Origin of the sequence: Bradyrhizobium prioriisuperbiae, from assembly GCF_032397745.1 — a bacterium.
Taxonomy (GTDB): Bacteria; Pseudomonadota; Alphaproteobacteria; order Rhizobiales; family Xanthobacteraceae; genus Bradyrhizobium_A; species Bradyrhizobium_A prioriisuperbiae.
The window spans coordinates 162,247-181,031 of sequence record NZ_CP135921.1 but is presented as its reverse complement, the minus strand read 5'-3'; the positions used below and the strand labels follow the sequence as shown (position 1 = coordinate 181,031).

At 63.9% G+C, this 18,785-nt stretch carries 18 protein-coding genes and 1 pseudogene; 14 read left to right on the top strand and 5 right to left on the bottom strand.

What is annotated here, in order from left to right; all coding sequences use genetic code 11:
• Positions 1-10: 10 nt before the first annotated feature.
• Complete coding sequence (locus RS897_RS00850; RefSeq protein ID WP_315834735.1) at positions 11-916, bottom strand: tripartite tricarboxylate transporter substrate binding protein; 906 nt, start codon at positions 914-916, stop codon at positions 11-13.
• A gap of 242 nt (positions 917-1,158) precedes the next feature.
• On the opposite strand from RS897_RS00850, the gene RS897_RS00845 reads away from it, so the two are divergent.
• Both RS897_RS00845 and RS897_RS00840 read left to right on the top strand, forming a co-directional pair.
• Positions 1,159-1,971: an IclR family transcriptional regulator gene (locus RS897_RS00845; protein ID WP_315834734.1), complete on the top strand. Its 813-nt coding sequence runs from the start codon at positions 1,159-1,161 to the stop codon at positions 1,969-1,971.
• A 124-nt stretch (positions 1,972-2,095) separates the two neighbouring features.
• Entirely contained in the window at positions 2,096-2,593 is a 498-nt protein-coding gene (locus tag RS897_RS00840; protein ID WP_315834733.1) for a putative quinol monooxygenase, read from the top strand.
• Positions 2,594-2,678: 85 nt separating this feature from the next.
• Here RS897_RS00840 and RS897_RS00835 read toward each other — a convergent pair whose 3' ends face one another.
• Positions 2,679-3,527, bottom strand: a complete 849-nt coding sequence (locus RS897_RS00835; RefSeq protein ID WP_315834732.1) for a class I SAM-dependent methyltransferase — start codon at positions 3,525-3,527, stop codon at positions 2,679-2,681.
• Between the two features lie 73 nt (positions 3,528-3,600).
• Positions 3,601-4,509, bottom strand: a complete 909-nt coding sequence (locus tag RS897_RS00830) for a LysR substrate-binding domain-containing protein (RefSeq protein WP_315834731.1) — start codon at positions 4,507-4,509, stop codon at positions 3,601-3,603.
• Positions 4,510-4,612: 103 nt separating this feature from the next.
• Between RS897_RS00830 and RS897_RS00825 the strand changes: the two genes are divergently transcribed.
• Together RS897_RS00825 and RS897_RS00820 are read left to right on the top strand one after the other, a co-directional pair.
• Positions 4,613-5,248: a flavin reductase family protein gene (locus RS897_RS00825; protein WP_315834730.1), complete on the top strand. Its 636-nt coding sequence runs from the start codon at positions 4,613-4,615 to the stop codon at positions 5,246-5,248.
• A 149-nt stretch (positions 5,249-5,397) separates the two neighbouring features.
• Positions 5,398-6,186 carry a slipin family protein gene (locus tag RS897_RS00820; protein ID WP_315834729.1) on the top strand — a complete coding sequence of 263 codons (789 nt, stop codon included), beginning with the start codon at positions 5,398-5,400 and terminating at the stop codon, positions 6,184-6,186.
• Between the two features lie 238 nt (positions 6,187-6,424).
• Here RS897_RS00820 and RS897_RS00815 read toward each other — a convergent pair whose 3' ends face one another.
• Positions 6,425-7,339 carry a LysR family transcriptional regulator gene (locus RS897_RS00815; protein ID WP_315834728.1) on the bottom strand — a complete coding sequence of 305 codons (915 nt, stop codon included), beginning with the start codon at positions 7,337-7,339 and terminating at the stop codon, positions 6,425-6,427.
• 144 nt (positions 7,340-7,483) lie between these two features.
• Here RS897_RS00815 and RS897_RS00810 point away from each other — a divergent pair, with 144 nt between their 5' ends.
• From RS897_RS00810 to RS897_RS00780, 7 genes are read left to right on the top strand one after another with little or no spacing between them, the layout of a single operon-like run.
• Positions 7,484-8,542, top strand: a complete 1,059-nt coding sequence (locus RS897_RS00810) for an ABC transporter substrate-binding protein (protein ID WP_315834727.1) — start codon at positions 7,484-7,486, stop codon at positions 8,540-8,542.
• Between the two features lie 27 nt (positions 8,543-8,569).
• Positions 8,570-9,361: an SDR family NAD(P)-dependent oxidoreductase gene (locus RS897_RS00805; protein WP_315834726.1), complete on the top strand. Its 792-nt coding sequence runs from the start codon at positions 8,570-8,572 to the stop codon at positions 9,359-9,361.
• 8 nt (positions 9,362-9,369) lie between these two features.
• Entirely contained in the window at positions 9,370-10,803 is a 1,434-nt protein-coding gene (gene allB / locus RS897_RS00800; protein WP_315834725.1) for an allantoinase AllB, read from the top strand.
• On the top strand, positions 10,800-11,624 hold the full coding sequence (locus RS897_RS00795; protein WP_315834724.1) for an ABC transporter ATP-binding protein: 825 nt from the start codon (positions 10,800-10,802) through the stop codon (positions 11,622-11,624). The genes allB and RS897_RS00795 overlap by 4 nt, the downstream gene beginning before the upstream one ends.
• Positions 11,621-12,397 carry an ABC transporter permease gene (locus RS897_RS00790; protein ID WP_315834723.1) on the top strand — a complete coding sequence of 259 codons (777 nt, stop codon included), beginning with the start codon at positions 11,621-11,623 and terminating at the stop codon, positions 12,395-12,397. The genes RS897_RS00795 and RS897_RS00790 overlap by 4 nt, the downstream gene beginning before the upstream one ends.
• A 46-nt stretch (positions 12,398-12,443) precedes the next feature.
• Complete coding sequence (locus tag RS897_RS00785) at positions 12,444-13,472, top strand: ABC transporter substrate-binding protein (RefSeq protein WP_315834722.1); 1,029 nt, start codon at positions 12,444-12,446, stop codon at positions 13,470-13,472.
• Positions 13,473-13,488: 16 nt separating this feature from the next.
• Complete coding sequence (locus RS897_RS00780) at positions 13,489-14,946, top strand: amidohydrolase family protein (protein ID WP_315834721.1); 1,458 nt, start codon at positions 13,489-13,491, stop codon at positions 14,944-14,946.
• Between the two features lie 19 nt (positions 14,947-14,965).
• Here the strand turns inward: RS897_RS00780 and RS897_RS00775 are convergent, their stop codons facing one another.
• Positions 14,966-15,448 carry a GFA family protein gene (locus RS897_RS00775; RefSeq protein ID WP_315834720.1) on the bottom strand — a complete coding sequence of 161 codons (483 nt, stop codon included), beginning with the start codon at positions 15,446-15,448 and terminating at the stop codon, positions 14,966-14,968.
• Positions 15,449-15,612: 164 nt separating this feature from the next.
• Here RS897_RS00775 and RS897_RS00770 point away from each other — a divergent pair, with 164 nt between their 5' ends.
• The 3 genes and pseudogenes from RS897_RS00770 (at position 15,613) to RS897_RS00760 (ending at position 18,755) form a co-directional block, all read left to right on the top strand.
• A complete protein-coding gene (locus RS897_RS00770) occupies positions 15,613-16,509 on the top strand; it encodes a helix-turn-helix domain-containing protein (RefSeq protein ID WP_315834719.1) in 897 nt (298 codons plus the stop codon).
• A 221-nt stretch (positions 16,510-16,730) separates the two neighbouring features.
• A pseudogene (locus RS897_RS00765) lies at positions 16,731-17,824 on the top strand (maleylacetate reductase).
• A 25-nt stretch (positions 17,825-17,849) separates the two neighbouring features.
• Complete coding sequence (locus RS897_RS00760; RefSeq protein WP_315834717.1) at positions 17,850-18,755, top strand: intradiol ring-cleavage dioxygenase; 906 nt, start codon at positions 17,850-17,852, stop codon at positions 18,753-18,755.
• Positions 18,756-18,785 lie beyond the last annotated feature (30 nt).

The following is an 18,785-nucleotide window of genomic DNA, read 5'->3' as shown; positions in this document are numbered from 1 at the left end:
AATGAGGGAGTTATTCGGCCTTGATGTTGGCGTCCTGGATCAGCTTGCGCCAGCGGGCTTCCTGTTCGCGCACATAACGATCGAGCTGGTCCGGCGGACCGCCCATCATGATCAGGCCTTCATTGAGCTTGAGTTTTTCGAACGCGGGAGATTGCACCGCCTTGGCAACAGCGCTGTTGAGCTGCGTGATGATCTCCGGTGGGGTTTGGGTGGGCGCAAAGAGCCCGTACCAGCTTTCCGCGACATAGCCGGGAACGCCCGCTTCCGCCACCGTCGGCAGATCCGGATAGGCCGGCGAGCGTTCGGCGGAGGTCACCGCCAGCGCGCGCAACTGGCCGCCCGCGATCAGCGCCGAGGCGCTTGCCACCGTTGTGAACATCACCTGGATCTGGCCACCGAGCAGATCGGTGATCGCCGGCGCGGCGCCTTTGTAAGGCACGGTTGTGAGATTGACCTTTGCCAGGCTCTTGTACAACTCGCCGGCGAGATGCGCCGACGTGCCGGTGCCGAAGGTGCCGTAGTTGAGGGCGTCCGGATGCGCCTTGGCCTCCGCGGTCAGATCCGCAATGGATTTGATCGGCAATTTCGGATTGACCACAACGATGTTGAACGAGCGGGCCACCAGCGCTACGGCTGCGAAATCCTTGAAGGTGTCGAACGGCAGTTTGCTATTCAGGCTCGGATTGACCGCGTGCGCGAACGTTGCCATCACCAGGGTGTAGCCATCCGGCGGGCTGGTTGCGGTCGTCTGGGTCCCCAGAATGGTGCCACCGCCCGGCTTGTTCTCGATGATGACCGGCCGGCCGAGGGTGGTCGACATCTCCTGGGCCAGGGTGCGCGCGATGACGTCGGTGCCGCCACCGGCGGCGAACGGCACGATGATCCGGATGATCTTTTCGGGGTAGGCCGCACGCACTGGACCTGTCGACAGAGTGACAAGACCGGCGAGGGCCATCATGACAGCGAGAAGCGGCCGAGGCCGGATACGGTGCGGTGGTTCTGACGTGATAGAGCGGCCTGACATCCGCGGTCTCCCGGGTTCCTCGTGGGTTTTTATGCTGTCCGGCTTAGCACGCGCCGCCGGACGGGCCTGCTGCCCATTTCCACCTGGTGGAAATGGAGGCATGATCCGAAAACGTGCTTTTGAGGAGGTTGTTGATGACCAGGAGAGCCGGCACCGCGCCCGCGCGTCCCAAAAAATCCGCGACCAACCGTTCGCTGACACGCGGTATCGACATCCTGCGCGCATTCCGGCCGGGCTCTGAATTGCTGGGCAATGGCGATCTCGCCGAGCGCACCGGATTATCGCGCGCCACCGTCAGCCGGCTGGCGCAGACGCTGGTCACGACAGGTTTCCTGGAGCACGACCGCGCGCAGCGCGCCTATCGGCTGGGTGCGCCGGTGCTCAGTCTCGGCCACGCCATGCGCACGGGGTCATCGGTGCTGCGCGTCGCGGCGCCCCTGATGACGGCTGTCGCGAGGCGGCTGCGCGTCAATGTCGGGCTCGCGGTGTGCGACCGCGACGAGATGGTCTATCTGGACTCGGTGCGCATGAACGCCCGTGGCGCCGAGCGCAGCATCGTCTCCGGGCATCGCGTGCCGATCGAATTGACGTCGCTGGGCCGCGCGTATCTTGCAGTGATATCCGAGCCGCAGCGTGCCGCCCTGCTGTCGAGGATCAAGCGGCGGCGGCGCAACACGGCGTGGCCGGAGCTCGAGCGCGAGATCGCGGATGCCGCCGGGCAGATTGCGCGCAAAGGCTATTGCCATGCCTCCTGGCAACCCCATGTGGTGGCGCTGGCGGCGGCCGTGGCGATCGAGGGCTGGCCGGTCTATGTGCTCAATATCAGTGTGACCACACCAGCGAAGCCGGCCGCTGTCGTGCGCGAACTTGAAAGACCGCTGCTGGAGCTGGCGGCACAGTTTGGTGCGGCACTGACCGAGCTCAGTGCATCCGAAGCCGGCGGTTGACCGCATCCAAGCGCCACATTGCATTCCCAGATCAATGTTTCGATTGAGACCGAAACGTTTGCATCGCGATGCGCGTCATTGTTGTGCTCGTCCCCGACAGCAGCAATGGCGGATTGGACATATCGTGAAGCAGCTGTACAGCCCAATGACCGGACCGAGTGCTGGTGTGTCGATTGCCCGTCGATCGGCCATCGGCATGCTTGGCGCGACTATCGCGATGGCGAAGGTCTCGTCGCTTGATGAGGCTTATTCCCAGCCACTGACACCCAACGGAGCAGAGATGATCAATCAGAAATCCACGAGTGAGAAAACCTTGAGCGAGATCACCGGCGCTGGCGGCCTGCTCGTCGTCGCCCAATGGAAAGCCAGAGAAGGACAGGCCGAGGCTGTGACCGCTATTCTGCGTCGCTTTCTGCCGCAAGCCCAAAGCGAGCCGGGAGTCAAAATGTTTCTGATCAGCCGAGGCAAGGATGATCCCGGTCAATTCCTGTTTTACGAGCTGTTCGCCGACGAGGCGGCTTTCGCCGCACACCAGGGCAGCACACATTTCAAGACATTGATTGCGGAGCAGGCGCTGCCGCTGCTGTCGACGCGCGAGCGGGCGCAGTACACGTTACTCTGAGTCGAAGCTCTGATGGTGGCTCTGATTCAGGTCAACTGAATCAGAGCACCGGCGATGCGAGCGGTCTGCGCCGGGCGCGATGGGCTTATGGTCTGACTGCCGTCACGATCCATATCGCACCCTTGAGGTTGACGCTGTCGCCGCTGGCGTGTTGCGCCAATGCGTCCCGGATCGATTGCGCGGCAGCAGTGATCTTGTCCTGCGGCTGTCCCTCGAGTGCCCGCGCGGCCGGACCGATCGACAGCGCGAAGTGCATGGCGTGGTCCAGCCCGCGGCCGGCGGCCATGTCGAGCGGCGTATCAAATGGCTCCATCCCGATGGATGTGAAGCCGGCGGCACCGAGAATGCTGTGCACCCGGTCTTCCGATGCGAATGCGAACGGGCCCGGATCGTTCGGCTTTACCTCCGGCAATTTCGGCACATGTTTATAAGCCTCCTGCAGCGGCAGGATGAAATATGGATTGTCGCGTGGTTGCCGCCAGCAAGCGAATACGACGCGGCCGCCTGGCCGCATCGCGCCAGCGAGATTGGTGAACGCGCGCTCGGGGTCGTCGAAGAACATCACGCCGAAGCGAGAAAACAGCACATCGAAATGATCGGGCACGAACGCATGGCTGGCCGCGTCCGCCAGCTGATATCGGACGTGAAGGCCGGGCGGCGTGCGATGGCGCGCCCGTGTCAGCATGTCGGACGAAATGTCGATGCCGAGCACTTCGCCGTGGGCGCCGACCTGGTTGCCGAGCTCGATCGAGGAGGCGCCGCAGCCGCAGCCGACATCGATCACCCGCTCGCCCGGCTTGATCGCGCCGCGCGCCAGCAGCTTCTGCAACACCGGCACAAAGGTGGCGTCCAGGGTTTCCTGGAAGTCGGTCCAGTTGCGCCCGGCGCTGCCGTTCCAGAAGGCCAACTGGTCGGTCATTGGTGCTGAAGTCATGTCGTCTCCCCGATGTTATGGGTTGTGTTGTTGTCTGGAAAACCGGCGCCGATATTCTTGGCGACTGTCTCTCTCATGCCTGCGCTGCCGCGCGCTCTTCGTCCCGCACGGCCTGGTGCAGCCAGTTCCGGAGTCTGACAATCTTCGGCAGGGTCTCATCACCCTTGCGGCATAGAAAGCGATAGATCGATGTGGTCTCGTAGATCTGGTCGAACGGCAGCATCAGGCGGCCCTCCTGGACCTGTTTGCGGATCACGTCGACGGGTGCGATCATGACGCCGACGCCGTCGATCGCGGCTTGCAATCCCGCAGTCATCGGATCGAAACGCACCTCGCGCCGCGGCTTCTGATCCTCGCGGCCGAAGGCGCGGTGCCAGCGCACCCAGGCATCCGGTGCCTGGCTGATGATGATGCGGGTGACCTGCCGCAGACCCGCGACGCTGCGAAGCCTGGCACCGATCGCCGGCGAACACACCGGCGCGACCCGCACCTTGGACACCGGCTCGGCAAAGAACCCGGAGGGCGGGCGCGCACTCATCCGGATCACCGCGTCGAACTCGCCGCGTTCGAAATCCACCAGGTTCTGGCTCATGTCGAGCCGCAGCCGCAGCGCCGGATTGAAACGTTCGAACTGCTCGATCCGCGGCGTCAGATACGCCGCGGCAAACGTTGGCGCGACGCTGACGCGCAATTCGGCGGCGCGCGTGGCATCGCTGATGGCGTGAATGCCACGGGCGAATTCGGCGAAGCCTCGGCTCACGTAGCCCTGCAACGTCTGTCCCGCTGCCGTCAGGTCGACCTTGCGATGGGTGCGCACAAACAGCGCCTGGCCGAGATTCGTCTCCAGCCGCCGGATCTGGTGGCTGATCGCTGATGGCGTCAAATGCAGTTCATCGGCCGCGGCCTGGAACGAGCGCAGCCGTGCCGCCGCCTCGAACGAGCGCAATGCGGAGATGTGCCGGATCGAGGTCTGCCCATTCATGGGCCGATCTTAGGTGACAAAAAGTCACCCGTACAGCGATGGATTCGTTTGTCTGCAATGCGCACTGGCGACATCTTCCGGGCCGATTCCAACGGAGGTGGCCATGCAGTTCGACTTCGAAAGCATCCCGGAAGAGGCGCGCTACAAGCTGATGCTTGCCACCGTGCTGCCGCGCCCGATCGCCTGGGTGACCAGCCAGGACGGCAACGGCCTGGTCAACGCCGCGCCGTTCTCATTCTTCAATGTGTTCGGCAGCGATCCCGCGACCGTTGGCCTCGGTGTCGGGCGCAGTTCCACAGTTCGTCCAAAGGACACGCGCCTCAACATTCGTGCGACCGAGGAGTTCGTGGTCAATCTGGTGCCGTTCTCCGCGGCCGAGAAGATGCGCAACACCTCGATGCCGTTTCCGCCTGGAATCAGCGAAGTGGACGTGGTGGGGCTCTCCACGTTGCCCAGCCTGCGCGTCAAGCCGCCGCGCATTGCCGAGAGTCCGGTGTCGTTCGAATGCCGGTTCATGCAGGAAATCAGGCTCGGTAATTTCAGCCTGATGCTCGGCCGGATCGTGCTGATGCATATCGCGGATGAAGCGGTGAGCGACCCCGACCGGCTCCATATCGATACCACGCGGCTCGATCTGATCGGGCGCATGGAAGGGACGCTTTACACCCGTACCCTCGACAAGTTCGAGCCGCAGAATCTTGAACAGGCTCGCGCGCTGTTGGCGCAGCACAACACCTGAGCGGTAGGGTCCCGTCACGGCTGGGGACGACCGATCCTGCGGCCACACGAAAGTGATGACGGCGGCCTCTTGAACGTTACCGACAATGTTCCTGTTTTGTTCTCATTTGGTCCAGGAGACCAAAGAGACTTTATTCATGGAGCAGGCCCGTGACCGAGTATCCGCTCTTTTTTCTTTCCTTCATTGTTGTGGCCGTTGCGGCGCTTGTGCTGCTGGTGATGAGTTTTCACACCGCAAACCAGTATGAGCGGGCCGTGATCTTCCGGCTCGGCAAGTATGACCGCACCGCGGGGCCCGGACTGTTCTTCATCGTGCCCTTCATCGAGTGGCTGACCAAGCTCGATCTGCGCACCATCACCGCCAATGTCGAACAGCAGGAGGGCATCACCCGCGACAACGTGCCGATCAAGGTCGACGCGGTGATCTGGTTTCGCATTCTCGATCCCGAGCGCGCGGTGATGGAGGTCAAGAATGTCAGCAACGCGGTGGTGCAGGTCTCGATGACCACGCTGCGCACCGTGCTCGGGCAGCATTCGCTGGACGAAATTCTCAAGGCCCAGGACACCATCGCCAATCTGATGCAGAGCTTGATAGATGCCATCACCGAACCGTGGGGCGTCAAAGTCGAACTGGTGCAGATGAAGAACGTCGAGATCCCGCCCAGCATGCAGCGCGCCATGGCGCAGGAGGCCGAGGCGCTGCGCGAGAAGCGCGCCCGCTTGATCAAGGCGGAGGCCGAACTCGATGCCGCCGAACAGCTGCGCAAGGCGGCCGAAGTCATCATGCAAAATCCGGCCGGCCTTGAGCTGCGCCGGATGCAGATGATCACTGAAGTCGGCGCCGAGCAGAACACCATGACCATCGTGATGATGCCGAGCGAGTTCGTGTCGATGGCCCGCGGGATTGCCGATGCGGCAAAGGTGGTGGCGGGCAAGTGACCTGGAGTCGCCCTGCTGAGTGACGGGCGATAGTCGCATCGGCTTTAGAGGCGAAGGCACCGCACTCATCACTGTCATCACCGGGCTGGTCCCGGTGATCTCGCTTAGGGAGGCACTGCGTCCCTAAGCGGGGTTGCCGGGACAAGCCCGGCAACGACAAGGGGAGTGTTGATGCGTTTCGACAACCCTCAGCGTTATCCGTGGGCTCACCTCGCGTTTCCATGAGAGGCCAAGCCCATCACGGCGTGCTGCTGTCGATGCCCTGCAATGCCTTCTTCAAATGCTCGCAGAAGATCGCCGCCGCGCTCGGCAGGTTGCGGTCCCGCAGTTGTCCGAGCACAAGGTTGGCGTGCGGCACGTCGCGCTGGTCGATGGCAAGGGCGATGACGCCTGAGCCTGCGAGATAATCCGGCAGTGCGCCGACCTCGATCTGAAACGACAGCGCCTGGCCGCGGGCGACGCAGCCGCGCAGGAATTCGAACGAGTTCGACTGGATCGACGGCGCGAGGCTCAGCCCTGCACGCGCGGTGACCTCATCCAGCAACTGGCGACCGCCGATGCTGCGCTCCGGGAGTGCCAGCGGATACATCCGGCAGTCCGACAGCCGCAACGTCTTCTTTTTTGCAAGCGGATGTTTCGCGGCCATCAGCACCACAAGCCGCTGTTTCAAGGTGAGCAGCGGCCGGAAATTCGGCAGCTGCGGCGGGCGGAACACCAGCAGGACGTCGACCTCGAGGGCGGCGAGCGCCTGCATGGCGCGCTCATGGTCCGACACATTGACCTCGAATGTGATCAGCGGATAGGCGCGTTGAAACACCGAGATCGCTTCGGGCAGGAAGCCGTGCGCCAGCGCCTGGCTGCAGGCGATGCGGACATTGCCGCGGCGCAGCCCCTTGAGATCCTCGATCTGCGAACGCATCCGCTCGGTCTCGGCGAACTGGCTGCGGATGAAGCGGGCGAACACCTCACCCGCCGCGGTCAACCGCATGCCGCGCGGCCGACGCTCGAACAGCTGGGTGCCGAGTTCGTCTTCCATGTCCATGATCCGCCGGTTGAGCGCCGAGGCCGTGACGTTGAGCGTGTCGGCGGCCTTCCGGATCGAGCCCGAGCGGGCGACCTGGTCGACGTACCTGAGGAAACGCAAATGGCGCATCGAAAAACTCCGGTTTTCCGGAGTGTATACTTTTCGGCAACGCTCCACCAGAAAATCGGCGATAGATAACCGCACTCTTGCATGGATAGATCAGGGACGCCGGCAGCGAGGCGTCCTGCGCGCCCAACAGAGCGAGATTGATCCATGCAGAACAGGCCCATCGGAGTGGTGTTGCGTTCGAATTTCGGTCGTCTGGCAGTGGCGGCGGTCGCCATGCTCGGCGTCACGGCGATGACCGTGCCGGCCTCGGCCGACACCAAACTCAAGATGGTGCTGAACTGGAAGTACCAGGGGCCGCAGGGCATGTTCTTCCTGGCCCAGGACCTCGGTTACCTCAAAGCCGAAGGGATCGACCTCACCATCGATCAGGGCAACGGCTCGGGAGCGGCGGTGCCGCTGGTGGCCAACGGCACCTACGATGTCGGCTTCGGCGACATCAATGCCTTGATCGAACTCGCGGCCAAGAAGCCGGATGATGCGCCGGTCGCGGTGTATGTGATGTTCAACCAGCCGCCATTCACCATTGCGGTGAAGGCGGACAGTCCGATCAAGACGCCGCAGGATCTGGCCGGCAAGACACTCGGCAGCGCAGCCAACGACGGCGCGCTGAAGCTGCTGCCGGCGTTCTGCAAGGCCACCAGGATCGATTGCACCGCTGTGAAGATCACCAACCTGCAGCCGAATTTGCGCGAGCAGATGCTGATGCAGAGCCAGGTCGACGGCGTGCTCGGCTATGTCAACACCATCCGCTTCTCGGCGCGCGCCATGGGCGTCGGTGACGACAAGATTCGCTACATCAATTTCGGCGACTACGGCATGGATCTCTATTCCAACGCCATCATCGTGTCCAAGAAGCTGGTGAAGGACAATCCCGAAGTGGTGAAAGGCCTGGTCCAGGCGATCAACAAGGGGCTGGTCGCTGCACTGAAGGATCCGGACGGAGCGGTCGCCGCGGTCGCGAAACGTGAGCCGCTGATCAAGATCGACGTCGAGCGTGCCCGCTTCGACGCGACGCTGCGGGCCGAAATGAATCATCCGGAGATTGCCAAGATCGGCCTCGGCAATGTCAATCCCGAACGACTGAAGCGCGCCATCGACACCATGGTGTCGATCAATGGGCTGCCACGCACGCCGGCGGTCGACGAGATTTTCACCCCAGCCTTTCTTCCAGCCGCCTCCGAGCTGCCGAAGAAGCTGTTCTGAACCAAACCAACCTGCAGGACGCAAGCCATGGACTTGAAACTCACCGATCGTGTTGCTGTCATCACCGGCCCGGCCAAAGGCATGGGCGCTGTCGTGACCAAGGCCTTTGCCGCGGAGGGCTGCAAGCTGGTGCTGATCGGCCGCGACGTCGCCGCAATCGAGCCGGTCGCCGCCGAGGTGCGCGCTTCAGGCCGGCCGGCCATCGTGGTGCCGTGCGACCTGACGGTTCCGGCACAATGCGATATCGCGGCGAAGGCGGCGCTCGAGGCGTTCGGCCGCATCGACATCCTGGTCAATATCGCCGGCGGCTCCGGCCCGATCGGCAAGACCGGCGCACAAACCACGCCGGACGAGTTCGACGAGATCGTCACATTGAACATGAACGGCTGCTTCCACACCATGCATGCGGTGTTGCCGGCGATGGCCGAGCAGCGCTACGGCAAGATCGTCAATGTCGGCGGCACCTTCGGTTTGCGCGGCCGCGCCGGCCGCATGGCCTACTCGGCTTCGAAATGGGGGCTGCGCGGCATCACCAAGAGTTTCGCGCTGGAGGTCGGCCAGCACAACATCAATGTCAATTACGTCGCGCCCGGCATGGTCGACGGCCCGCGTTTCCGCGACAAGGTCTGCGCCGACATGGCGAAGAAGCTCGGCATCACACTGGAAGAGGCGATGCAGCGCCACGCCGCGGACTATGCGCTGCGGCGCGTCACCACCGATAGCGATGTCGCCAACGCCTGTCTTTTTTTGGCCAGTGACGTGTCGCGGCAGTTGACCGGCGTCGACATGCCGGTCGACGGCGGCTGGGCCATGCTGTGAGGGACGCCATGATCGCAGATCTCGTCATCCACAACGGCATCGTCGTTTCCGCCGACACCACGTTTCCGGCGAGTGTCGCCATCAAGAACGGAAAAATCCTGGCCGTCGGCACTGCGGACTCGATGCCGCAGGCTACGGAGACCCTCGACGCCGGCGGTCTTCACGTGCTGCCGGGCGCAATCGACGTGCATGTGCATTTCCGCGATCCCGGCTATCCGCACAAGGAAGACTGGGAAAGCGGCACGGCGGCCGCCGCGTTCGGCGGCGTCACCACGGTGTTCGACATGCCCAACACCATTCCGCCGACGGCGAATGCGGAGATCCTGGCGGCCAAGCACGCCATCGCCAGTTCCAAGGCCTATGTCGATTACGGCCTCTACGGTTTGCTCGGCGAAGACACCATCGCGCAGGTGCCGGAACTGGTCGACGGCGGTGTGATCGGTTTCAAGCTCTATATGGGCAACACCTTCGGCAAAATTCCGTCGCCCACCACCGGCGCCATGCTGGAGGCGTTCGAGGTGGTGGCGCCCACCGGCAAGCGGGTGTCGTTGCACGCCGAGACCAATTCCATCATGGAGCGGCGGCAGGCGCGGCTGACCGCGGCCGGCCGCAGCGATCCGCTGGCGCATCTTGCCGCACGGCCCGCGGTGGTCGCGGTGGAGGCGGTGTCCCGCGCCGCCATTCTTGCCGAATGGACCGGTGCGCGCATCCATGTGCTGCATATCTCCTCGGCCGCGGAGCTGTTGCCGCTGGCGGCGGCGAAAGCCCGCGGTGTCGACATCACCGGCGAGACCTGTCCGCAATATCTGTTTCTGTCCAGCGACGACTACGCCCGGCTCGGCGGCATCATTCGCCTCAATCCGCCGGTGCGTGAGCAGGAGAACCAGGCGCCGATCTGGAACGCGCTGGTCGACGGCACCATCGACATGATAGCCACCGATCACGCGCCGCATACGCCGGAGGAAAAGACCCGCAACGACATCTGGAGCGTCGATTGCGGCTTTCCCGGCGTCGAGAGCCAGATGCCGCTGATGCTGACCGAGGTGGCCGCCGGCCGCGCATCGATCAGCGACTATGTGCGCTGGAGTGCGGTCAATCCGGCGAAGACCTGGGGCCTCTATCCGCGCAAGGGCGTGATCCAGCCCGGTGCGGATGCCGACATCGCGCTGGTGGACCTGACGCGTCAATGGGCGCTGCAGGATTCGCAGCTGCAGTCGCGCTCAAAAATCTCGCCATGGGACGGTCGCAAGGTGTGCGGCCTGCCGATCCACACTTTGGTGCGCGGCCGCTTTGCCATGAAGAATCGCGAACTGGTGCCGGCGACCAAGGGCTGGGGCCGCTCGGTCCATACCATCCAGGCGATGCCGCCGGCGGTGGTTAGGAATGCCGATCAGACCATGCAGGCCGTGCTCAAGGCGCCGGCGCGAGGAGCCGTCACATGACCGCGAGCGCGCGCGCCGATGTTTTTGTTGAGTTGCAGCAGGCGACGCTGAGTTACGGGCAAGGCGAACGCAGTGTGGCGGCACTGGCGGAAACCAGCCTGATGATCGGCAAGGGCGATTTCGTCGCTCTGGTCGGTCCGTCCGGGTGCGGCAAATCCACCATTCTCCGCCTGGTATCGGGGCTGATCCAGGCCTCGTCCGGCTGGGTGTTCGTGGCGGGGCGCGAGGTCGGCGCCGAGCCGGTGCGGGTCGGCATGGCGTTTCAGAATCCGACCCTGCTGCCGTGGCTGCGCATCCGCGACAACATCATGCTGCCACTGCGTATCGTGCCGCCGTTCCGCGCCGAGTTTCGCGCCAAGCGCAACACCGAATTTCGCGATCGCGCCGACGATCTGCTGAAGCAGGTCGGCCTGGCCGGTTTCGCCGACAAATATCCCTGGCAGCTCTCGGGCGGCATGCTGCAGCGGGCGTCGCTGTGCCGGGCGCTGATCCACGAGCCGGAGCTGCTGATGCTGGACGAGCCGTTCGGCGCGCTCGACCAGTTCACCCGCGAGGAATTGTGGGCGATCATGCAGGAGCTGTGGCTGGCGCGGAAGCCGACGGTGCTGCTGGTCACCCATGACCTGAAGGAGGCGAGTTATCTCGCCAATCGGATCTGCGTGATGCAGGCGCGTCCCGGCCACATCATCGAGGATTGCCCGGTCACCTTCGCCCGTCCCCGTACCATCGACTTCACTTATTCCGCCGATTTCACCGCGCTGACCCAGCGCCTGCGCGAATTGATCATCGCCGGCCGCGCCCAGCGGGAGCAACACGCATGACCGATCAGGGCCGCCGCCGTTTCGCTTCCAGCTCGCTGATTATCGGGTTCTTCCTGTTTTGGGAGCTCGCCTGCGTCATGTTCCATGTCCGCGACATCGTGCTGCCGCGGCCGTCGCAGATTCTCTATACGCTGTGGGCCGATGCGCCCGGCATCTGGCCGCATGCGTTGCAGACCACCTATACCACCTTGATCGGCTTCGGGCTCGGCATCGTCGGTGGTGTGTTGCTCGGTGTGGTGATCGGTTCGTCGCGGCTGGCGTATGACGTTGCCTATCCGCTGTTGATCGGCTTTGCCTCCATCCCCAAGGTTGCCGTCGTGCCCGTGCTGGTGCTGTGGTTCGGCGCCGGCACCGTGCCCGCCATCATCACCGCGGCGCTGACCTGCGTGTTTCCGATCGTGGTCAATGTCGCCACCGGCCTCGCCACCACCGAGCCGGAGCTGGAGGACGTGATGCGCACGCTACGCGCCGGCAAGCTCGATATCCTTGTCCATGTCGGCCTGCCGCGCGCCATGCCGTATTTCTTTGCCTCGCTGAAGGTGGCGGTGACACTCGCCTTTGTCGGCACGGTGATTTCGGAAACCGTGGCCTCCAATCGCGGCATCGGCAATCTGATGATGATCGCCAGTTCCAGCTTCGACGTGCCGCTGGTGTTTGCCGGTCTGCTGATCCTCGCCGTGATGGGTGTCGCGCTCTACGCCGTGTTTTCCCTGATCGAAGGCCGGATCACCGGCTGGACCCGCCGCCAGGAGAATTTTTCCATCGGCGGGTAGGGCGATGGACGTCGAGCAAATCCCAGTTTCAACCGGAGACAGCCTCATGCGCCAAATTCTGACAGCCGCCATGCTTTCGTTCTGCTTGCTGGGTGGCAGTGCCAGTGCGCAGGACGTGACAAAGATCAAGTTCACCCTGGACTGGAAGCTGCAGGGCATCCACGCCTGGTGCTACTGGGCCTTGGACAAAGGTTACTTCGCCGGCGAAAAGCTCGATGTCAGCATCGATCAGGGCGAGGGATCGGCCGCGACGGTTACGCGCATCATGTCGGGCGCCTATGATGCGGGTTTTGGCGACATCAATGCCATCATCCAGAACGCCGCGGTGAAACCCGCTGAGACGCCGCTGATGGTCTACATGGTCTACAGCAAGGCCCCGTTCGCGCTGCTGACCAAGGCCGACGGTCCGGTCAAATCGCTGAAAGATCTGCCGAGCACCCGGCTGGGATCGCCGGCGGGCGGCGCCGCGTTCAAGCTGCTGCCGCTGCTCGCCAGGACAAACGGCGTCGACTATGCGTCCATCAAGATCACCCAGATTGCCCCGAACCTGCAGGAACAGCTGCTGCTGCAGGGCCAAGTGGATTCGGTTGCGGTCTTTTCCGCCACCAGCTACATGAATCTGGTGTCGCTCAAGCTCGATCCCGACAAGGATTTCCGCTGGATGTTCTATTCGGACCTCGGCCTCGATCTGTATTCCAACGGCATCATGGTCTCGCAGAAGCTCGCGAAGGAACGCCCGGACGCGGTCAGGGGACTGCTGCGCGCCATCAACCGGTCGATCAAGGAAACCTTGGCTGATCCCGATGCCGCTATCGCACTGCTGGCGAAATACGAGCCGCTGATCAAGAAAGACATCGAGAGGCGCCGGCTGCTGTATGTCTACCAGTCGCTGATGGACACGCCGGAGGCGCGCGAGCTCGGCCTTGGCGACGTCGGCGAGACACGTCTCAAATCGGCGATCTCGACCATTGTGACCTCGTTCGAGCTGCCGCGTTCGCCGAACGCCGGCGAGGTGTTCGATCGCGGCTTTCTTCCGGACAAAGCGGAGCGGACACCACCCGTGATTGCCCCCTGATGGAGGAGCCGGCTTGATGAACACTGCGTCCCGTACGATCACCTGCGCCCACCTGATCGGGAGCGCTGCCGAATGGTCGACAAAGGCACGGCGGATCATGATCGCCGGTGAAGATATTCGGTCGGTCGGCGCTGCGGACGGCGGAAACATCGACCCGCTGCTGGTGCTCCCGGTGCTGGTCAACGCCCATGACCACGGACGCGCGATCCGCACCAGTTCGATCGGCGCCGCCGGTAAGCCGCTGGAATCATGGTTGCATCATGGCGCGCTGTTTCCGTCGGTGGATCCTTATCTGGCCGCCGCGGTGGCGCTGGGCAACAGCGCACTGGGTGGTGCCGGCGTGGTGATGATGCATTACACCCGCGTGCAAGGCTTCACGGATTTGCCGACCGAAGCGACGGAGGTCGCGCGGGCGGCGCGGGATGTTGGTGTGCGCGTCGGCTTCGCGGTGTCGATGAGGGATCGCAATCCGCTGGTTTACGGCGCGTCCGAGCCGGTGTTGTCGGCGCTTCCGCCCGATTCGCGCGCTGAGATCGAGCGCAGGTTCCTGCGCCAGCCGCTGTCACCAAAGGACCAAATCGCGCTGGTGGATGCGGTGGCCGATGCTGCGGCCGGGCCGATGTTCGACGTTCAATATGGCCCGAACGGCGTGCAGTGGTGCAGCGAAGCGCTGCTGGAAGCGATCGCGGAGGCATCGCATCGCACCGGGCGCCGGGTGCACATGCATCTTCTGGAAACACGTTATCAGCGGGCATGGCTGGATGCCGCCTATCCGGATGGTGGTGTACGTTATCTTGACAGCATCGGGCTGTTATCGCCGCGCCTGACACTGGCGCACTGTGCCTGGGCGCGGCCGGATGAACTGGAATTGCTCGCTGAACGCGGCGTGACCATTTCCGTCAACACCAGCTCCAATCTGCATCTGCGGTCCGGTATCGCGCCGGCCGCGGCGATGGTCGCAAGCGGCTGCCGGGTCGCGCTCGGCATCGATGGCCGGGCGCTGGACGATGACGACGACAGCTTGCGTGAACTGCGGCTGGCGCATCTCCTGCATGTCGGCACCGGTTTTCGCACAGTGGTGAGCGAGAAGCAGATTCTGCAGGTGGCTTTCGGCAATGGCCGTCTGTCCGTGACGAATTCGCTCCGAGGTGGCGCGGTCGAGCCGGGCGCTCCGGCTGATCTGCTGCTGCTGGACTGGGCCGCGCTCGACGACGATGGCTTGCGCGACAATCTCGATCCGGTCGACCTGCTGTTTTCGCGCGCGACCGCCCGCCATATCCGGGAGGTGATCGTCGGTGGACGCAGCATTGTCCGGGATCGGCGCGTTCTTGGTATCGATCTCGATGCCGCGCGCCGCGACGTGCTGGCGCAGATGCGTGCGGGCATGGCGGCCAACGATGCGTTGGCCGCGGCCTTGCCCGCGCTCGATCGGGTAATCGCGCAATGTTACGAGCCGGATCATCCGTGCTGCTGAAACCGCAGGGGTTGCCTGGCTAAAACATTCCCTCGGGTGGCTGTTTGGTTTTCCGCGGCCGCTCCCACACCACGCCGGGAAAGCCCTTCAGCGGCACCAGTGGCTCGCCGGTGTAGGTCCACTCCTGCAATTCCGAGATGCCGATGTGGTAAAGTGGCTGACGGCCGGTGCGACTGCGAAACAGTGCGCGGGGAATGTTGACCATGTGCGGTGAGCGCGCGCGCTCATATGTGAGCGGCGTGCCGCAGCGCTTGCAGAAGCTGCGCACCGTGCCGGTCGTTTTGTCCTCGTAGCGCTGGATGTGCTCCTCGCCCGCGATCACGCGGAACCGTTTGCGCCAGCTGCCGACATAGGTCGCGTAGGCGGCGCCATGCGCGGCCCGGCTGGCCGCGGTGTGGTCGTGCCAGGCCCAGCGCGCAGGCGTGTCGATCGACAGGCGCACGCTGCCGCACAGGCACTCCGCAATGGTGGCGGTGGGGGTGACCAGAGCGCGTCGTTTCATGAACAGCACCTTTGCCGGTAGGCGAGCGAGTCGAGGCGATTCTTTACATATATTGCATCGCAAACCGTTCGGGAGCGCCGGTTGTGGTGTTGTCTTGTTGAATTTATCCGGCCTTTGGGTTTCACTCGCCGACGTATGATGCCGGGATCCTGTAGACTAGCCCCATGGACGCGAAATCCGCTTTTGGCATAGAGGACACTCACGGTGTCCTGCATCGGTTTCAAGCCGATTTTCGCGGTTCGAGCGAAGGGCTCGGCTGGTCCCAGGTGTTTGCCTCGGTCCAGCGCGAGCGTCCGTTCGACGGGCGATTCCATGCGCTGTCCGACAACCTGATGGTGCTGCATCGCGGGGGGCCGGTCGACATCACCTACACGGTGGACGGCAAATCCGTGGCCCGTCACATCCCGCGCGGCGGCGTGTTCTTCCTGCCGGCCGGGCACGAGTGCAACGTGGCTCTGCATGCCGTGCTCGATTCCACCCACATCTATCTGCGCTCCGATCTGTTCGCGGATCATGAGGGTGGCGCCGACCGGCTGATCAACGGACTCGCGCCGATGCTGGGCGAGCGGGATGTGGTGCTGGAGCACTTGGCGGCGGCGGTGGGCGAGACCATCACCGGTGGACTGCCGGCGTCGTCGCTGTTCATCGATCCGATCGCGCAGGCGATCGCCAATCGCTTCATCGCCATCAATTACCACAAGCCGCTAGCGGCCGGCGACTCCGAGAAACATCCGCAGCGGCTGAGCAGCCGTCAGATGCAGCGCGTCCGCGAGTTCGTCGAGACCAATCTCGATACCGACATCCGGCTGGACATGCTGGCGGGCTTGTGCGGCCGCAGCACCGAGTATTTCGTACGGCTGTTCAAGGCCACCACCGGCGTCTCGCCCTATCAGTATGTGCTCGCAATGCGGATCGAGCGTGCCAAGCTGCTGCTGCGCGACGAGGTGCAGAGCATCGCCGATGTAGCGCTTGCCTGCGGCTTCTCGCATCAGGAACATCTCACCCGGATGTTCCGTCGTTTCACCGGCGTGACGCCGGGGCGCTATCGGCGCAGCCACTAGATCTATCCGTTATCCTCACGGTGACGAGCACAGGCTTTCCGAGGCGCCCGGGCCGCCCACTCATCATTTTTCCGGTTTTGTGCAAAATTCCCCCGGTTTCGTGCAGGCCGGCGGCGGGGCCTCGCGGCTAACGTCCTCCCGACAAAACAAGATGGCCGGACCACCGGCTTGGGAGAAACGCCATGAGCATCGCCGAAATCGATGCCACTCGTGCGTCCGACATCGCGCGTCCGGGCCCCGGCTCGGCCGGACAGGAGACGTTTGATTACTGCTCGCAGCAGTGCCGAGTGGTGTTCGGAGCCGGCACCTCGGCACGCCTCGGCGAGGAGGCCGAGCGCCTCGGCATCCGCCGGGCGCTGGTCTCACCATGCCCGAACAGCAGGAGCAGGGGCGCCGGCTCGGCGCGCGCCTGGAGCAGCGGCTGGCCGGCCTGTTTTCCCGGGCTCGCATGCACACGCCGATTGAAATCACCAGCGAAGCCCTGGCCATTGTCGAATCCCAGGATATCGACGGCCTGGTTGCAATCGGCGGCGGCTCTACGGTCGGGCTCGGCAAGGCGCTGTCGCTGCGCACCGGGCTGCCGCATATCGCCATGCCCACCACCTATGCCGGCTCGGAGATGACTCCGATCCTCGGCGAGACCGCGCAGGGCATCAAAACCACGCAAATGTCGCGGGACCTCGTTCCCGACACCGTGATCTACGACGTGGATCTCACCGTCGGCCTGTCACTGAGGATTTCCGCCGCCAGTGGGCTGAACGCCATCGCGCATGCCGTCGAGGCGCTGTATGCACCGGATGCCAATCCGCTGACCTCGCTGATGGCCGAGGACGGCATTGCCGCGCTGGCGCGGGCGCTGCCGCCGATCATGTCCGCCCCCGGCGACCTCGGTGCGCGTCGCGACGCGTTGTACGGCGCTTGGCTGTGTGGCGCCTGTCTCGGCACCGTGGGCATGTCGCTGCACCACAAGCTGTGCCATGTGCTTGGCGGCGCCTTCGATCTGCCGCATGCCGAAACCCATGCGATCGTGTTGCCGCATGCGGCGGCCTACAACGCCGCCGCCGCACCGGAAGCGATGGCGCGCGTGGCGCGGGCGCTCAGGACCGCCGCTGCGCCGCAGGGGCTTTATGATCTCGGACGCCGGCTGGGGTTGCCCCGTGGGCTCGCCGACATCGGCATGCCGGAAGCCGGCATAACCCGCGCCGCCGAGATGGCGGTGCAGTTTCCTTACGCCAATCCTCGCCCGGTCGACCGCGTCTCCATCCAGGCGCTGATCGCTGCCGCATGGCGCGGCGACGCGCCGACTCTCAATTGATCCATCGTATCGAAGGACAGCACTGATGCCCCACTTTGACGACCAGGCTCTCACCAGCGAAGTGATCGAGAGTTTCGCCAATACGCCCAACACGCGGCTGAAATTCGTCATTCAGGAAACGGTGAAGGCACTGCACGACCTGGTGCGCCGCACCGAACTGACCTTCGAGGAGTGGAAGCAGGCGATCGAATTCCTCACCCGCACCGGGCAGACCTGCACGCCGCTGCGTCAGGAATTCATTCTGCTGTCCGACGTGCTCGGTGTCTCCATGCTGGTGGATGCGGTCAACCATCGGGAGCGCGAGGGGGCGACAGAGACCACGGTGCTCGGCCCGTTCTATGTCGGCGAGCACAAGCCGATGCCGCATGGCGCCGACATCACCAAGGGCATCGCCGGCGAGCCGATGTTCGTGCAGAGCCGGGTTACGGATCTGGCCGGCAAGCCGCTGGTGGGCGCCGAGATCGATGTTTGGCATGCGGACGACGACGGCTTCTATGATTCCCAGAAAGCGGATTACGCGCAGCTGGGCCCGTCGCTGCGCGCACGTTTCATCACCGATGCCGAGGGACGTTTCTCGTTCCGCACCATCCTGCCGTGCAGTTATCCGATTCCGGCCGATGGCCCGGTGGGCGACCTGATCACGGCCACGAACCGCCATCCGATGCGGCCGGCCCATGTCCATTTCCTGGTAAAGGCGGAAGGCTACGAGCCGCTGATCACCCATGTGTTCCTGGATGGCGACGAGTATCTGCGCTCCGACGTGGTGTTCGGCGTCAAGGATGAACTCATTGCAAAGGTTCAGCCACGCACCGAGCCGACATTGCCCAACGGCGACGCCGTAACGGGCCCCTGGCACCTGATGACTTACGATTTTCAGATGAAGCCGGGCGCCGGCATGGTGCCGCAGCCGATGATGTCGGCTGCGGAGTGACGACCTGATCCCATTACAGCAAAAAATGAC

Excerpts from the sequence above, each read along its gene's own strand:
- RS897_RS00805 (WP_315834726.1), top strand. The coding sequence starts at position 8,570 with ATGGACTTGAAACTCACCGATCGTGTTGCTGTCATCACCGGCCCGGCC.
- RS897_RS00785 (WP_315834722.1), top strand. The coding sequence starts at position 12,444 with ATGCGCCAAATTCTGACAGCCGCCATGCTTTCGTTCTGCTTGCTGGGT.
- RS897_RS00760 (WP_315834717.1), top strand. The coding sequence starts at position 17,850 with ATGCCCCACTTTGACGACCAGGCTCTCACCAGCGAAGTGATCGAGAGT.
- RS897_RS00825 (WP_315834730.1), top strand. The coding sequence starts at position 4,613 with ATGCAGTTCGACTTCGAAAGCATCCCGGAAGAGGCGCGCTACAAGCTG.
- RS897_RS00790 (WP_315834723.1), top strand. The coding sequence starts at position 11,621 with ATGACCGATCAGGGCCGCCGCCGTTTCGCTTCCAGCTCGCTGATTATC.
- RS897_RS00815 (WP_315834728.1), bottom strand. The coding sequence starts at position 7,339 with ATGCGCCATTTGCGTTTCCTCAGGTACGTCGACCAGGTCGCCCGCTCG.
- RS897_RS00770 (WP_315834719.1), top strand. The coding sequence starts at position 15,613 with ATGGACGCGAAATCCGCTTTTGGCATAGAGGACACTCACGGTGTCCTG.
- RS897_RS00775 (WP_315834720.1), bottom strand. The coding sequence starts at position 15,448 with ATGAAACGACGCGCTCTGGTCACCCCCACCGCCACCATTGCGGAGTGC.
- RS897_RS00795 (WP_315834724.1), top strand. The coding sequence starts at position 10,800 with ATGACCGCGAGCGCGCGCGCCGATGTTTTTGTTGAGTTGCAGCAGGCG.
- RS897_RS00835 (WP_315834732.1), bottom strand. The coding sequence starts at position 3,527 with ATGACTTCAGCACCAATGACCGACCAGTTGGCCTTCTGGAACGGCAGC.
- RS897_RS00810 (WP_315834727.1), top strand. The coding sequence starts at position 7,484 with ATGCAGAACAGGCCCATCGGAGTGGTGTTGCGTTCGAATTTCGGTCGT.
- RS897_RS00780 (WP_315834721.1), top strand. The coding sequence starts at position 13,489 with ATGAACACTGCGTCCCGTACGATCACCTGCGCCCACCTGATCGGGAGC.
- RS897_RS00830 (WP_315834731.1), bottom strand. The coding sequence starts at position 4,509 with ATGAATGGGCAGACCTCGATCCGGCACATCTCCGCATTGCGCTCGTTC.
- allB (WP_315834725.1), top strand. The coding sequence starts at position 9,370 with ATGATCGCAGATCTCGTCATCCACAACGGCATCGTCGTTTCCGCCGAC.
- RS897_RS00845 (WP_315834734.1), top strand. The coding sequence starts at position 1,159 with ATGACCAGGAGAGCCGGCACCGCGCCCGCGCGTCCCAAAAAATCCGCG.